This window comes from Pseudomonas sp. NY15364 (genome assembly GCF_048068235.1).
Classification (GTDB): domain Bacteria; phylum Pseudomonadota; class Gammaproteobacteria; order Pseudomonadales; family Pseudomonadaceae; genus Aquipseudomonas; species Aquipseudomonas mendocina_D.
Genome location: NZ_JBLUPX010000001.1, coordinates 368,282 through 381,621 on the forward strand (window position 1 = coordinate 368,282; position 13,340 = coordinate 381,621).

Annotated in this window: 13 protein-coding genes; 3 read left to right on the forward strand and 10 right to left on the reverse strand. The window is 65.1% G+C overall.

The window, feature by feature from the left end; all coding sequences use genetic code 11:
* Positions 1-17 precede the first annotated feature (17 nt).
* The 3 genes from ACNFCJ_RS01765 to ACNFCJ_RS01775 form a co-directional block, all read right to left on the reverse strand.
* Complete coding sequence (locus ACNFCJ_RS01765) at positions 18-2,357, reverse strand: FdhF/YdeP family oxidoreductase (protein WP_416769427.1); 2,340 nt, start codon at positions 2,355-2,357, stop codon at positions 18-20.
* A complete protein-coding gene (gene fdhD, locus ACNFCJ_RS01770; RefSeq protein ID WP_143504605.1) occupies positions 2,354-3,169 on the reverse strand; it encodes a formate dehydrogenase accessory sulfurtransferase FdhD in 816 nt (271 codons plus the stop codon). The genes ACNFCJ_RS01765 and fdhD overlap by 4 nt, the downstream gene beginning before the upstream one ends.
* A gap of 97 nt (positions 3,170-3,266) precedes the next feature.
* A complete protein-coding gene (locus ACNFCJ_RS01775) occupies positions 3,267-4,154 on the reverse strand; it encodes a LysR family transcriptional regulator (RefSeq protein ID WP_416769430.1) in 888 nt (295 codons plus the stop codon).
* 119 nt (positions 4,155-4,273) lie between these two features.
* Here ACNFCJ_RS01775 and lysM point away from each other — a divergent pair, with 119 nt between their 5' ends.
* Positions 4,274-4,711, forward strand: coding sequence for a peptidoglycan-binding protein LysM (gene lysM, locus ACNFCJ_RS01780; RefSeq protein WP_104729930.1), 438 nt, complete (start codon positions 4,274-4,276; stop codon positions 4,709-4,711).
* A gap of 75 nt (positions 4,712-4,786) precedes the next feature.
* Here the strand turns inward: lysM and yrfG are convergent, their stop codons facing one another.
* Positions 4,787-5,467 carry a GMP/IMP nucleotidase gene (yrfG, locus tag ACNFCJ_RS01785; RefSeq protein ID WP_416769432.1) on the reverse strand — a complete coding sequence of 227 codons (681 nt, stop codon included), beginning with the start codon at positions 5,465-5,467 and terminating at the stop codon, positions 4,787-4,789.
* A gap of 324 nt (positions 5,468-5,791) precedes the next feature.
* Between yrfG and nudE the strand changes: the two genes are divergently transcribed.
* Positions 5,792-6,358 carry an ADP compounds hydrolase NudE gene (gene nudE, locus ACNFCJ_RS01790; RefSeq protein ID WP_416769433.1) on the forward strand — a complete coding sequence of 189 codons (567 nt, stop codon included), beginning with the start codon at positions 5,792-5,794 and terminating at the stop codon, positions 6,356-6,358.
* Positions 6,355-7,173, forward strand: a complete 819-nt coding sequence (gene cysQ / locus ACNFCJ_RS01795; protein ID WP_416769435.1) for a 3'(2'),5'-bisphosphate nucleotidase CysQ — start codon at positions 6,355-6,357, stop codon at positions 7,171-7,173. Before nudE ends, cysQ begins: the two co-directional genes overlap by 4 nt.
* A 42-nt stretch (positions 7,174-7,215) precedes the next feature.
* Here cysQ and ACNFCJ_RS01800 read toward each other — a convergent pair whose 3' ends face one another.
* From ACNFCJ_RS01800 to ACNFCJ_RS01825, 6 genes are all read right to left on the reverse strand, one after another.
* A complete protein-coding gene (locus ACNFCJ_RS01800; RefSeq protein WP_416769437.1) occupies positions 7,216-9,123 on the reverse strand; it encodes a beta-ketoacyl synthase in 1,908 nt (635 codons plus the stop codon).
* Positions 9,124-9,428: 305 nt separating this feature from the next.
* On the reverse strand, positions 9,429-10,700 hold the full coding sequence (locus ACNFCJ_RS01805; protein WP_416769438.1) for a dihydroorotase: 1,272 nt from the start codon (positions 10,698-10,700) through the stop codon (positions 9,429-9,431).
* Positions 10,700-11,707, reverse strand: coding sequence for an aspartate carbamoyltransferase catalytic subunit (locus tag ACNFCJ_RS01810; RefSeq protein ID WP_275545584.1), 1,008 nt, complete (start codon positions 11,705-11,707; stop codon positions 10,700-10,702). Before ACNFCJ_RS01810 ends, ACNFCJ_RS01805 begins: the two co-directional genes overlap by 1 nt.
* Positions 11,708-11,717: 10 nt before the next feature.
* Positions 11,718-12,221 carry a bifunctional pyr operon transcriptional regulator/uracil phosphoribosyltransferase PyrR gene (gene pyrR, locus ACNFCJ_RS01815; RefSeq protein ID WP_416769440.1) on the reverse strand — a complete coding sequence of 168 codons (504 nt, stop codon included), beginning with the start codon at positions 12,219-12,221 and terminating at the stop codon, positions 11,718-11,720.
* 30 nt (positions 12,222-12,251) lie between these two features.
* Positions 12,252-12,689, reverse strand: a complete 438-nt coding sequence (ruvX, locus tag ACNFCJ_RS01820) for a Holliday junction resolvase RuvX (RefSeq protein WP_099522898.1) — start codon at positions 12,687-12,689, stop codon at positions 12,252-12,254.
* Entirely contained in the window at positions 12,686-13,255 is a 570-nt protein-coding gene (locus ACNFCJ_RS01825; RefSeq protein WP_416769441.1) for a YqgE/AlgH family protein, read from the reverse strand. The genes ruvX and ACNFCJ_RS01825 overlap by 4 nt, the downstream gene beginning before the upstream one ends.
* Positions 13,256-13,340 lie beyond the last annotated feature (85 nt).

The window sequence follows — 13,340 nt, forward strand, 5'->3', positions numbered from 1 at the left end:
AGGTTCCTGGCCGCCGGTCAGCTTGTTGCGCTGCTGCCCAGCAGATTGCCGCCGCTGGCAGCCTGCAGGCGGATGGCGACGAACTTGCTGGTCGGTGTGCTGCTGCCGACGCCGGCGCTTTCCAGCGGCACCAGCGGATTGGCTTCGGGGAAGTAAGCAGCGGCCTGGCCGGCCGGGATATCGAAAGCGAGCAGGGTGAAACCGCTCACCCGGCGTTCGATGCCATCGTTCCACAACGAGCGGATGTCCACCTTCTGACCTGGCTTGAAGCCCAGGCGCAGGATGTCCGCCTCGTTGGCGAAGAGCACGTCGCGCTGCCCGCGCACGCCGCGATAACGGTCGTCGAGGCCGTACACCGTGGTGTTGTACTGATCGTGCGAGCGCAGGGTTTGCAGGATCAGATCCGGCGTCTCACCGCTTTCGCGCACCTGCGGGGGCAGCAGGTCGTCGAGCAGCGCATTGGCCTTGAAGTTGGCCTTGCCGGATGCCGTTTTCCACTGGCGCGCGCCGGCCGAGTTGCCGAGGTAGAAACCGCCGGGGTGAGCGACACGCTGGTTGAAATCCTCGAAGCCGGGGATGGTGTCGGCGATCAGCTCGCGGATGCGGTCGTAATCGGCGATCAGCGCGTCCCAGTCCACCGGATGGTTGCCCAGAGTGGCCTTGGCGATCCCGGCGACGATGGCCGGCTCCGAGCGCATCTCGCTGCCGGAGAGCGGTTCGAGCTGGCCGTAGGAGGCGTGGATCATGCTGAACGAATCTTCCACCGTCACCGCCTGCGGGCCGCTGGCCTGCAGGTCGATATCGGTACGGCCGAGGCACGGCAGGATCAGCGCGTCGCGGCCGACGGTAAGGTGACTGCGATTGAGCTTGGTGCTGATCTGCACGGTGAGGTCGCAGCTCTGCAGCGCCTTGTGCGTACGCGGGCTGTCCGGCGTAGCCTGGGCGAAGTTGCCGCCGAGGCCGATGAATACCTTGGCCTGGCCGTCGATCATGGCGTTGATCGCCTCGACGGTGTTGTGGCCATTCTCGCGCGGTACCTTGAACTGAAAGCGCTTTTCCAGGGCGTCTAGCAGCGTGACCGGCGGGCGGTCGTTGATGCCCATGGTGCGGTCGCCCTGCACGTTGCTGTGTCCACGTACCGGGCACAGGCCGGCGCCGGGGCGGCCGAGGTTGCCGCGCAGCAGTTGCAGGTTGACGATTTCCTGGATGGTGGCCACCGAATGGTGGTGCTGGGTGATGCCCATGGCCCAGCAGATGATGACCCGCTCGGCGCGGCGGTACATGCGCGCCGCCTGTTCGATCTCCTGCAGGCTCAGGCCGGACTGAGCCTGCAGCGCCTCCCAGCTGCAGTCGTCGAGCAGCTTCAGGTAGGCCTCGACACCATCGGTGTGCTCGGCGATGAAGGCATGGTCGAACACCGCTGCTTCACCCTTGGCCTGCGCCTCGCGCTCCCACTGCAGGAGGAACTTGGCGATGCCGCGCATGGCGGCCATGTCGCCGCCGAGGGCCGGACGGAAGAACGCGGTGTTCAGCGGCTCGGAGCCGTTGGTGAGCATCTCCAGCGCGTGTTGCGGATGCTGGAAGCGCTCCAGGCCACGCTCCTTCAGTGGGTTGAAGCAGACCACCTGGGCGCCGCGTTTGACCGCCTCGCGCAGCGGTTCGAGCATGCGCGGGTGATTGGTGCCGGGGTTCTGGCCGAGGACGAAAATGGCGTCGGCATGCTCGAAATCGTTGAAAGTCACGCTGCCCTTGCCGATGCCCACGCTTTGGCCGAGGGCGACGCCGCTGGCCTCGTGGCACATGTTCGAGCAGTCGGGGAAGTTGTTGGTGCCGTAGGCACGGACGAACAACTGGTAGAGAAACGCCGCCTCGTTGCTGGCCCGGCCGGAGGTGTAGAACTCGGCGTGATCCGGACTCGGCAGCGCCTTCAGATGCCTGGCGATCAGGGCGAAGGCTTCGGCCCAGGTGGTCTTCGTGTAGCGATCGGTGCTGGCGTCATAGCGCATTGGGTGGGTCAGGCGGCCCTGGTATTCGAGCCAGTAGTCGCTCTGCTCGCGCAGTTGGCTGACCGTGTAGCGGGCAAAGAAGGCCGGGTCCACGCGGCGTTTGGTGGCTTCCCAGTTGACCGCCTTGGCGCCGTTCTCGCAGAACTTGATATGGCCGTCTTCGGGCGAGTCGCCCCAGGCGCAGCCGGGGCAGTCGAAACCGCCGTTCTGGTTGGTCTTGAGCAACGCGCGCAGGTTCTTGAACGGCTGCTTGCTGTCCAGCCAGAAACGGGTCACGGCGTTCAGTGCACCCCAGCCAGCGGCTGGGCCTTTGTAGGGCTTATAGCGAGGATTGACGGGTTGCAGGCTCATGGTCGTTCTTCTTCGTCAGGCGCAGGGCTGTAGACCCGCGGCGTGCTGTGATGGGGCAGGTGGATCAGGTTGAGGCGATGGCGCCGCGCCCAGTCCACGGTCAGTGCGGTGGGCGCGGACAGGCTCACCAGGGTGCCGATGCCGGCACGTACCGCCTTGTGCAGCAGCTCCAGGCTGCAGCGGCTGGTGACCAGGGCGAAGCCACCGTGAGTGTCGATACGTTCGCGGGCGATGGCGCCGATCAGCTTGTCCAGGGCGTTATGGCGACCGATGTCTTCACGGCACAGACGAATCTCACCGCTGGCATCGATGAACAAGGCGGCATGCAGCGCGCCGCTGTGGCGTGCCAGTTGCTGTTGCTCACCAATGCGCTCGCGCAGTCCGGTGAGATGTTCAAGTGGCGGTAATGCTGCGCCGGGTAGGGCGGTCAGGGCTGGTAGCGCCTGTTCCAGTGCATCCACGCCGCACAGGCCGCAACCACTGGTGCCAGCCATTTGTCGGCGTTGCTGCTTGAGCGCCCAGAAGGCGCGGCTGCTGACCTGCAAGCGGGCTTCGCGGCTGTCACCCAGGCCGCGCAACTGGATGTCATAGATGTCGTCGATTGACTTGATCAGGTCGTTGCCAAGACTGAAGCCGACGGCAAAATCTTCCAGGTGATGGGGCGAAACCATCATCACCGCCTGGTTCAGGTCGTTGTAGCTGATCGCCAGGGCACATTCTTCGGCCAGTGCAGCGTGCTGCGCGCGACCGTCACCGAGTTCGGCGTAGGTATAGGCACTGGCAATGTGCGGCTGGGCGGCTGGCTTGGCCATCGAGGCGCGCTCTGTGACAGATTGACACAGCTAAGCCTAGGCCCATGGGCGGGGAGCGTCTAATCGTTGGCTTTGATGTGTTGATCGAGCAAATCTATCAAGCGTTCGCCAGCCACTCTCGTGCCTCTTCGAAACAGGCTTGCGCGAGCGGTGAGGCAGGGGCGCTGCGGCGCATGATCAGGCCCTGAGGTGCCAGGGTATGAGCGTCCTCGATGGGTAGCAGGCGCAGATGACCGTCGGTCGGAGCGCCGTCGGTCGGCAATGGCATGACGCTGCAGCACAGCCCGGCGCTGACCGCTTGAGTCAGATGGTGCACGGCATCGGCCTCCAGGCGTACCTGCGGGCTCAGGCCGCGAGCACGGAAGCTGTGATCGATGGACTGGCGAAAGTGCATACCGGTCGAGAGCAGGCCCAGGGGCAGGTTGGCCAGCTGCTCCCAGCGCAGACTGGCGCTGACGAAGTGGAAGTGGCGCTGATCGTAGAGCAGGCCCATGCGTGCTTCGGCCAGTTCCAGGCTGGCGAAGTGCTCGCGGTCGAGTCGGTCGAGATAGGACAGACCAAGGTCGAGCTGATTGCGGACCAGTCCCTCGAGAATCTGATCGCTGCTCAGCGCGTGCAACTGGAAACGCAGCCCGGGGTGACGCTCGGCGAACAGACTGATCAGGCGCATCGGGTCGAAACTGGCCAGCGGCACCACGCCTAGGCGCAGGGTGCCCACCAGGTGCCCACGACAGGCTGCAGCTTCGGCGAGCAGGCCATCCTGTGCGGCCAGCACACTGCGTGCCCAGGCCAGGATACGCTCACCTTCGGCGCTGAAACCCTCGAAACGCTGGCCGCGACGGACCAGCTCCAGACCCAGCTCGTCTTCCAGTTGGCGCAAGCGCATGGACAGCGTCGGTTGGGTCACGTGGCAGCGCGCAGCGGCCTGACTGAAGTGGCGGGTCTCGTCGAGGGCGACGAGGAATTTCAGCTGCTTTATATCCATGGGGGCTCCTGGTTTGCCCGGATTCTAATGCGCGAACGCTAATCAGGGGGGGTTCCTGAACTAGACTTTGGTCTCCGGGCGCTTTGCCCGGTCATTCGCAAGGAACGAGAGGAATTGCCATGAGTCTGTTTGCCTTTGTCAAAGACGCCGGGGTCAAACTCTGGGAGTCACTGGTGGGTCAGGAGGCGCAGGCCGCCGAATCGCTCAAGGAACATGTTGCCAAGGTTGGCCTGGGCAACCCGAACATCGAGGTCAGCGTCGAGGGCGACAAGGTCATCGCTCGCGGCGAAGTGGCCAGCCAGGAGGAGAAGGAAAAGATTCTCCTGGCGCTGGGCAACGTGGCCGGTGTCGGTGAGGTCGATGATCAGATCAGCGTGACTACGCCCGCGCCCGAAGCTCGCTTCGTCACGGTCAAGAAGGGCGACACGCTGAGCGCGATTGCCAAGGCCGAGTACGGCAATGCCAACGCCTACATGAAGATATTCGAGGCCAACAAGCCGATGCTCAGTCACCCGGACAAGATTTATCCGGGGCAGGTATTGCGGATTCCTGACTAAACCCGCGCTCAGGTGCGGCGGGGGCTTGGCCTTGGCGGCGATCGGCATCATTCACGATCGCCGGCAAGCCGGCTCCTACAGTGAGGGTGTCGCAGGCAGTCCGTGCACCAACTCCCGGTAGTCCTCCACTGCGGCGAACTCCTCGGTATCTTTAGGCCCGGCCTGGCTGTCTGGTTGGCGCACGGCGAGCAGATGGGCGACGCCAAAGAGTCCGGCGCTACGCAGGATCGGCAGGCTGTCGTCGATGAACAGGCTGCGGGCCGGGTCGAAATCGACATCCTGGCGCAGGGCGAACCAGAACTGCTGATCCTCCTTGGGGAAACCGTAGTCGTGGGAGCTGATCAGACGTTCGAACCAGGGCGCCAGCTCGACGCGTTCCAGTTTCAGTGACAGTGAGTCGCGGTGCGCGTTGGTGATCAGCACCACGCGCTTGCCAGCTTCGCGCAGGGCGCGCAGAAACAGTTCTGCATCCGTGCGCAGGGCGATCAGGTGCGCGACCTCGCGCTTGAGCTCGCGGATCGACAGCCGCAGCTCGCGGCTCCAGAAGTCGGTGCAGTACCACTTCAGCGTACCGGCATGCTCGCGAAACAGCGGTAGCAGTTCGGCCTGGGCCAGCGCCAGGCTGATGCCATGGTGCTCGGCGTAGCGCTGCGGCAGGTGGGTGAGCCAGAAGTGGTTGTCGAAGTGCAGGTCGAGCAACGTGCCGTCCATGTCCAGCAGGACGGTGTCGATCTGCTGCCAGGGTAGTACGGGCATGCTCATCTCTCTGATCGGACACCTTAAAAACTACCTGCGTTGTCATCGCTGCGTTGAAAACAGGCTCGAATGCTCATGTACAACAGTACACTCCGCGTTCTCGCCTCTGTTTGATTCGCTGGTGCTCACCCTTCGGGCCAGCCTTCGGCTGTTACTCCCGTTGGTCGTTGCGCCTTGCGCTGACTGCCTCGCCGACGTTTTAAAGGTGTCCTGTGGGGGTAAGGGTCAATCCGTGGCCTGTTTCGCCTTGATGCAATCTCGGCCACGGATAATGGCGAAAGCCGCTGTATGATAACCCGCTCGGTCCCGCCAAGGAGTCGCCTCATGCGCCAAAAGCCCACGGTTCTCGCTCGCGAAATTGTCGCCAGCAGCCGTCTGTTTCGTGTCGAGGAAGTGCAGTTGCGCTTCTCCAACGGCACGGAGCGCACCTATGAGCGACTGGTCGGCAAGGGCTCGGGCTATGGTGCGGTGATGGTGGTGGCGATGCTCGACGCCGAGCACGCGGTGCTGATCGAGGAGTATTGCGGCGGCATCGATGACTACCAGCTGTCGCTGCCCAAAGGCCTGATCGAGCCGGGTGAAGACGTGTTGGTGGCAGCCAACCGTGAGCTCAAGGAGGAGGCTGGTTTCGGCGCGCACGAGCTGGAGTACATCACCGAGCTGAGCCTGTCGCCTGGTTACATGAGCCAGAAGATTCAGGTGGTGCTGGCGCGCAATCTGTACGAAGAGCGCCTGCCGGGTGACGAGCCCGAGCCGATGCGGGTCGACCGCATCAGCCTGCGCGAGCTGTCCAGCCTGGCCCAGCACGAACAGTTCAGTGAAGGCCGCGCACTGGCGGCGCTGTACCTGGTGCGCGACCTGCTGACTCAGCGCGGGGAGTACCGTCCATGAGCCATCCCTATATCCCCAAGGTAATCGACCTGGTACGTGCCGCCGGCGCGGCGACCCTGCCGTACTGGCGTAGCGATGTGGCGTGGACGGAGAAGGCCGATGCCTCGCCGGTGACCGCCGCCGACCTGGCCGCGCACCATATCCTGCTCGATGGCCTGCAGGCGCTGGCGCCGGAGGTGCCGGTGCTGTCGGAGGAGGCCGCCGACATTCCGCTGGCTGAGCGCGCCGCCTGGACGCGTTGGTGGCTGGTCGATCCGCTCGATGGCACCAAGGAATTCATCTCCGGCTCCGAAGAGTTCACGGTCAATGTCGCGTTGATCGAACAGGGACGAGTGGTCTTCGGTGTGGTGGGTATTCCCGCCAATGGCCGCTGCTATTACGGCGGCGCTGGTCTGGGCGCCTGGTGCAGCGACGTGCCGGGCGAGGAGTATTCGATCAGCGTGCGCCTGGCGCCTGCGCAGGGTTTCACCCTGGTAGCCAGCAAACGTCACTCCAGCGCCGCGCAGGAAACTCTGCTGGCGGGGCTGGCCGCGCGTTTCGGCGAGCCGGCGCTGGCCAATATCGGCAGCTCGTTGAAATTCTGCCTGCTGGCCGAAGGCAATGCCGACTGCTATCCGCGCCTGGCGCCCACCTCGCAGTGGGATACCGCTGCGGCGCAGGGCGTACTGGAAGGGGCGGGTGGCGAAGTGCTGGATCTGGCCGGCGAGACGCTGACCTACGAGGCGCGCGAATCCTTCCTCAATCCTTCGTTCCTGGCCTTGCCGGCCGCCGCCGAGTGGCGTGGCGAGCTGATCGAGCTAGCGCGGGCGCTTTAATCGTAGGGCGGGTTGCACCCGCCCTACGGGAATGCGGCAAACTCAATCGAGCATGTCGCTGTAGCGCGCGTCCTTCTTGAACACCAGCGGCTGGTCGAAGCCCGGCACCTTCACTTCTTCGGTGGTGATGGAGATCGCCTGGTCGTCGATCATGTCGTTGCCGAAGTTGTAGATGATGTCCAGCTTGCCCTGCAGAGCAAGTTGGTCATAGGCGGCTGCGGCGGCACGGGTGCTCTCGCGGCGTGCCAGGTAGGCGTCGAAGGCGGCCTGGCCGTGGCGTTTGCGCAGCATGCGCTCGGTCACGTGCGGGGCCAGCACCAGGGCGCTGGCGTTGTTACCGCCGAAGCCCTTGGAGTTGATAAAGGCCACGTCCAGCGCCTGCTCACCCACTTTACGGTCTTCGGTGGACAGGCTCAGGTGATCCTGATGCACGTCGCCAGCGACCGAGTCGATGGTCTTCAGGCCCGGCACGATGCCGTACTTGAAGGCGCCGAGGGCGCCGATAACCTGGTCGCCGCTGGCGGTGGCCAGGGAGTGGCCGACGAAGGCCTTCACTGCGGTGACCGGCCATTGCTCGATGCCGAAGGCTGCCGCGACGCGGTCGAGGATTTCCGACTCGGTGACGCGGTTGGCCGGTGTACTGGAGCCATGGGCGTGGACGAAGCTGCGGCTGCGCACGGCATCGAGGCCGAGCAGTTGCACGGCGCTGGCCACGGCTTTGGCCACGGTCAGGTAGTTGCCCGGGCCGGGGGCGGAAATGGATTTCTTGAAACCATCGGCGTTGATGAACACGTCCGGCACGGCGCCGTGGATATCGGCACCCAGCTCCAGGGCCAGCTCGTCGTCCATCAGCACCACGAACTGGCAGGCTTCGGCCAGAGTGAAGCCGCAGTTGTCGCCGAACGGGCGGCTGGCGCGGCGGAAGTCCACCTCGCTCTTGCCCTCGATCTGGCGCAGACCTTCCTCGGTGGCCAGAGCGCCCATCGCGCCGTAGCCCTCAATGCACTCTTGGTTGATCGGTGCCTCGCTGCTGCCGACGATGACCACGCGCGCCTTGCCTGAGGCGATCTGCTCGATGCCCTTCTGCAGGTTGTAGAGGAAGGTGGCGCAGGCACCGGTGATGCTGCCGGTGGCGCCGACGCTGCCGAGCACATAGGCGTTGATGAAGTCCGCCGGCATGGTGTTGAGGCCCAGGGCCAGTTGCTTGGCGGTAACGCGGCCACCCTTGAGGCGCGACTGCATCATACCGCCGAAGCCGTTCTCGTCGAGCTGGCTCATGATGCAGCTGGCGAACACGGCGATTTCGTCTGGTGCGACATGTTGAACGATGCGCTGCCAGTCGATGCCGACCGAACGCAGGGCGTCGGTGACGCCGACCACGGTCATGGCCAGGCCGCGCGGGTGGAAGCGCGAATTGTACAGCTCGCTCGGCTCGAAGCCGGTGGGCAACTGGCCGGCGGATTTCACTGCCAGCGGGCGATAGCTGTCGACCTTGAATTCGCAACTGTCATGCAGGGTGACGCGTACTTCATTGCCTTCGAGCTCTTCGACCGACCAGTTGGCCGGCAGCGGCTCGGGCAATTGCTTGCGCTGGGTGATGAAGCTCAGGTTGGCGCCATTGACGGGGGCGAGGCTGATGCTCTTCTGCCAGTGGGCGGCGTCCGGATCTAGGTGCTGCTGCTCGATGCGGCGCACCAGGGTGCCGGCCAGGATCTGCTTGGCGTAGCGGCTTTCGATCTCGGCCAGGCTCAGTGCTTGGCCGTCCTGATCCTGGTACTGGCCATCGACCACGCGCACCAGTTTCATCATCTGCGCCAGCCCGGCCAGGGTTTCCTGGCGCGCCTGGGGCTCCAACGACTCCTGCACGGTGCGACGGAAACCATGGTGGAAGGAGCTGCGCCCGGCTGCGTTGTAACCCCCAAAACCCACGATCACAGGTAAGCGCGACATAAATCAAAAGCTCCTGAACAAGGCCAGCGCGACGCCAGGCCGGCGCCTTTGGGCGCGAGCGGGGTCATAGGGCGGTGGCATTTGGAAAATTTCGGCTGCTTAACCTGACGTGGATCATGACCGTTGAGTCACTACTTCGTCCAATGTCGTGGCAAGAGCGGGGCGTGTCGCGGATGGGTAGGTCGCCAGCTCCGTAGGGTGCGCCGTGCGCACCGCGGCCTTCAGCGGTTGGTGCGCGCGGCCTGGGCGACCCCGCGACACCCTACGGAGCTGGCGAGCCCGCCGGGTGGCGGGCTCGTATCGGCTCAGTCCTGGTAGCTGATATGCCCGTCGACCAGCGTGTAGCGCACTGCGCCGGGCAGGCAGTGGCCGATGAACGGGCAATTGCTGCCCTTGGAGTACCACTGCTCACCGGCTACGGTGGAGGCTTGGGCATCGAACAGCACGATATCGGCAGCGCCGCCAACGCTCAGCGTGCCGGCCGGCAGGCGCAATGCGGCGGCTGGGCCACTGGTCAAACGTGCCAGCAGCGTCGGCAGATCCAGCAGGCCGTCCTGCACCAAGCTCATGGCCAGCGGCAGCTGCAGTTGCACGCTGCTGATGCCCGGCTCGGTGGCAGCGAAGGGCGCCAGCTTGGCGTCGCGTTCGTGCGGCTGGTGATGGCTGGCGATGGCCGAGATCACCCCGGCTTTCACCGCTTCGCGCAGACCGTCGCGGTCGGCACGCGAGCGCAGCGGCGGCTGTACGTGATAGAGGCTGGAGAAGTCGATCAGCGCTTCGTCGGTGAGGATCAGCTGGTACAGCGCGACGTCGGCGGTCACCGGCAGGCCGCGGGCCTGGGCAGCGGCGATCAGCTCGGCCCCACGGGCGCTGGTGATCTGGCTGAAGTGCGCGCGCACGCCGCTTTGTTCCACCAGCAGCAGGTCGCGAGCCAGGGCCACGGTTTCGGCGGTTTCCGGGATGCCGGCCAGGCCGAGGAAGCTGGCGGTCGGGCCTTCGTGAGCCAGGCCGCCTTCGGCCAGATCGGCATCCTGCGAGTGGAAGATCACCTGCAGATCGAAGGTGGCTGCATATTCCAGCGCGCGGCGCAGGGTACGGCTGCTGCGGAAGTTGTCCAGGCCATTGCCGAAGGCTACGCAGCCGGCGTCCCGCAGGGCAACCAGTTCGGCCAACTGCTCACCGGCGAGATTCTTGCTCAGCGCACCGATGGGGAAGACCTTGGTGTGCCCGGCTTCGCGGGCGCGGTCGAGAATCAGCTCGGCCACCGCCGAGGTATCCAGCACCGGTTTGGTGAAGGGTGGGCAGCACAGGCTGGTGACGCCGCCGGCCGCAGCGGCCAGGGTTTCCGTGGCGATGCTGCCCTTGCGGCTATAGCCAGGCTCACGCAGGGCCACCGACAGGTCGACCAGGCCGGGCGCTGCGATCAGGCCTTGGGCGTCGAGACTGTTGTCGGCAACGAAGCCAGCCGGCGCTTGACCAGTGGCGACCAGCTTGCCGCCTTCTATATAGAGGTCGGTGACCTGATCCAGGCCGCTGGCTGGATCGATCACGCGGGCGCCGAGGATTGCGGTACGCATCAGTTGGTCTCCTCGGCGTTGAGTTGACGTTGGGCGTTCTGCCCGCTCATGGCCATCGACAGCACGGCCATGCGGATGGCGATGCCGTAGGTGACCTGGTTGAGGATCACCGACTGCGGGCCGTCGGCCACTGCCGACTCGATCTCCACGCCACGGTTGATCGGGCCTGGGTGCATCACCAGGGCGTCCGGCTTGGCCAGCTTGAGGCGCTGCTCGGTCAGGCCGAACAGACGATAGAACTCGCCCTCGCTGGGCAGCAGGCCGCCCTGCATACGTTCGCGCTGCAGGCGCAGCATGATCACCACGTCGACGTCCTTGAGGCCTTCGTTGGCGTCGCTGAACACGCGTACGCCGTAGCTTTCCTCCAGGCCGATGGGTAGCAGGGTCTTCGGCGCGATCACGCGGATGTCCGGGCAGCCCAGGGTCTTCAGCGCCAGCATGTTCGAGCGTGCCACCCGCGAATGCAGAATGTCGCCGACGATGGCCACCGAGAGGTTCTCGAAATCGCCTTTGTGGCGGCGAATGGTGAGCATGTCGAGCATGCCCTGGGTCGGGTGCGCGTGGCGGCCGTCGCCACCGTTGATGATCGCCAGGTTCGGGCACACGTGCTCGGCGATGAAGTGCGCAGCGCCGGAGTCGGCATGGCGCACGACGAAGATGTCGGCGGCCATGGCTTCGAGGTTGCGCAGGGTGTCGAACAGCGTCTCGCCCTTGCTGGTGGAACTGGTCGAGACGTTGAGGCTGATGACGTCGGCCGACAGGCGCTGGGCGGCCAGCTCGAAGGTGGTGCGGGTGCGCGTGGAGTTCTCGAAGAACACGTTGCACACGGTCTTGCCGCGCAGCAGCGGGACTTTCTTCACCGCGCGCGCGCCGACTTCGAGGAAGGAGTCGGCGGTGTCGAGGATTTCGGTCAACAGCTCGCGGGGCAAGCCGTCGAGTGAGAGGAAGTGACGCAGCTGACCTTGGTCGTTCAGCTGCAGCGGGCGCTTGGCGGCGAGTGGCGTCATCGCGGGGGTCTCAGTTGGCGAGCGTCTGGAGTTCGAGGGTCAGCGGCGTGGGGCCGGACAATTTTACCCGCTCGTTGGCTGCCAGCGACAGGGTGGCACCGACCACGTCGGGGCGGATCGGCAACTCGCGGGCATCGAGGTCGAGCAGGCTGACCAGGGTCACACTGGCCGGGCGGCCATAATCGAACAGTTCGTTCAGCGCGGCGCGGATGGTGCGGCCGCTCATCAATACGTCGTCGATCAGTACCAGGTGCTTGCCTTCGATCTCGAACGGCAGCTCGGACGGTTGCACCTGTGGGTGCAGACCGTTCTGGGTGAAGTCGTCGCGGTAGAAGGACACGTCGAGCACGCCCAGCGCGTCGTCACGATTCAGGGCCTGCAGCAGGGCCTGGGCGACCCAGACACCGCCAGTGCGTATGCCGATAAAACGCGGTTCGCTGATCTGGCGCCGATTCAGATGCTGGGTCAGGGCGCTGGCCATGGCCGGCAGTAGATCGTTGGGGTTGGGTAGCATGGCGAAACTCCTTGGTGCGGGTTGACTCGATCAGCCCGTGCAGTTTTCCTCTAACCAGCCCTGTAGCAACAAGGCTGCAGCAATGGCATCGACCGGGCGCTCGCGATAGCCGCCACTCTGGCCTTCGCGTAGGCGCTGGCCCTTGGCCTCGAAGGTGGTCAGGCGTTCGTCGTGGGTGTAGGCCGGCAGGTTGAAGCGGCCGTTGAGGCGGCGGGCGAATTTCTCGGCGCGGGCGCTCATCTCGCTGGGCGTGCCATCCATGTTAAGGGGCAGGCCGACCACCACGGCGTCCGGCTGCCACTCCTTGATCAGTGCTTCGACGCGGCTCCAGTCCGGCACGCCGTTCTGCGCCTTGAGCACACACAGTTCGCGGGCCTGGCCGGTGATTACCTGGCCGACGGCGACGCCGATCTGCTTGGTGCCATAGTCGAAGCCCAGCAGCAGGCGCAGTGGCTTGTCGCTCATCAGGCGTGCCCGACCTGTGAAGTCAGCAGGCTGAGGTTGACCCCCAAGCGCGCAGCTGCGGCATTCAGGCGTTGGTCGAACGGCAGGTCGAAGAGAATGGTGCTGTCGGCGGGGCAGGTCAGCCAGGCGTTGTCGGCCAGTTCGGCCTCCAGTTGCCCGGCATCCCAGCCGGCGTAGCCGAGGGTGATCAGGTAGCGATCCGGGCCGCTGCCGTCGGCGATGGCGAACAGCACATCCTGCGAGGTCGAAAGCCCCAGCTCGCCCAGCTCCAGGGTCGCCTGGAACTGTGGGCCGGCGGGATGAAGGACGAAGCCGCGGTCGGTCTGTACCGGGCCGCCGGCGAAGATCGGCAGGCTGTGGCACAGCGCCGCGGGCTCCTCATCGGGGCGTAATTGCTCCAGCACATCGGCCAGGTTGAGGCCATTGGGCTTGTTGATCACCAGGCCCATCGCGCCCTGTGCGTTGTGTTCGACCAGGTAGGTGACGGTTTGCGCGAAATTCGGATCGTCCATGTGCGGCATGGCGATCAGGAAGTGGTGCTTGAGCGAGGTAGGGGCTGAGTTCTTCATGGCGGCTAGTTTCGGCTTTAAGCCGCCGGGCTTCAAGCCATAGGGCAACGCAGGGCGCCCGCGGCTTCGTATGCTGGCCGTTTCG

Excerpts from the sequence above, each read along its gene's own strand:
- ACNFCJ_RS01765 (WP_416769427.1), bottom strand. The coding sequence starts at position 2,357 with ATGAGCCTGCAACCCGTCAATCCTCGCTATAAGCCCTACAAAGGCCCA.
- fdhD (WP_143504605.1), bottom strand. The coding sequence starts at position 3,169 with ATGGCCAAGCCAGCCGCCCAGCCGCACATTGCCAGTGCCTATACCTAC.
- ACNFCJ_RS01775 (WP_416769430.1), bottom strand. The coding sequence starts at position 4,154 with ATGGATATAAAGCAGCTGAAATTCCTCGTCGCCCTCGACGAGACCCGC.
- lysM (WP_104729930.1), top strand. The coding sequence starts at position 4,274 with ATGAGTCTGTTTGCCTTTGTCAAAGACGCCGGGGTCAAACTCTGGGAG.
- yrfG (WP_416769432.1), bottom strand. The coding sequence starts at position 5,467 with ATGCCCGTACTACCCTGGCAGCAGATCGACACCGTCCTGCTGGACATG.
- nudE (WP_416769433.1), top strand. The coding sequence starts at position 5,792 with ATGCGCCAAAAGCCCACGGTTCTCGCTCGCGAAATTGTCGCCAGCAGC.
- cysQ (WP_416769435.1), top strand. The coding sequence starts at position 6,355 with ATGAGCCATCCCTATATCCCCAAGGTAATCGACCTGGTACGTGCCGCC.
- ACNFCJ_RS01800 (WP_416769437.1), bottom strand. The coding sequence starts at position 9,123 with ATGTCGCGCTTACCTGTGATCGTGGGTTTTGGGGGTTACAACGCAGCC.
- ACNFCJ_RS01805 (WP_416769438.1), bottom strand. The coding sequence starts at position 10,700 with ATGCGTACCGCAATCCTCGGCGCCCGCGTGATCGATCCAGCCAGCGGC.
- ACNFCJ_RS01810 (WP_275545584.1), bottom strand. The coding sequence starts at position 11,707 with ATGACGCCACTCGCCGCCAAGCGCCCGCTGCAGCTGAACGACCAAGGT.
- pyrR (WP_416769440.1), bottom strand. The coding sequence starts at position 12,221 with ATGCTACCCAACCCCAACGATCTACTGCCGGCCATGGCCAGCGCCCTG.
- ACNFCJ_RS01825 (WP_416769441.1), bottom strand. The coding sequence starts at position 13,255 with ATGAAGAACTCAGCCCCTACCTCGCTCAAGCACCACTTCCTGATCGCC.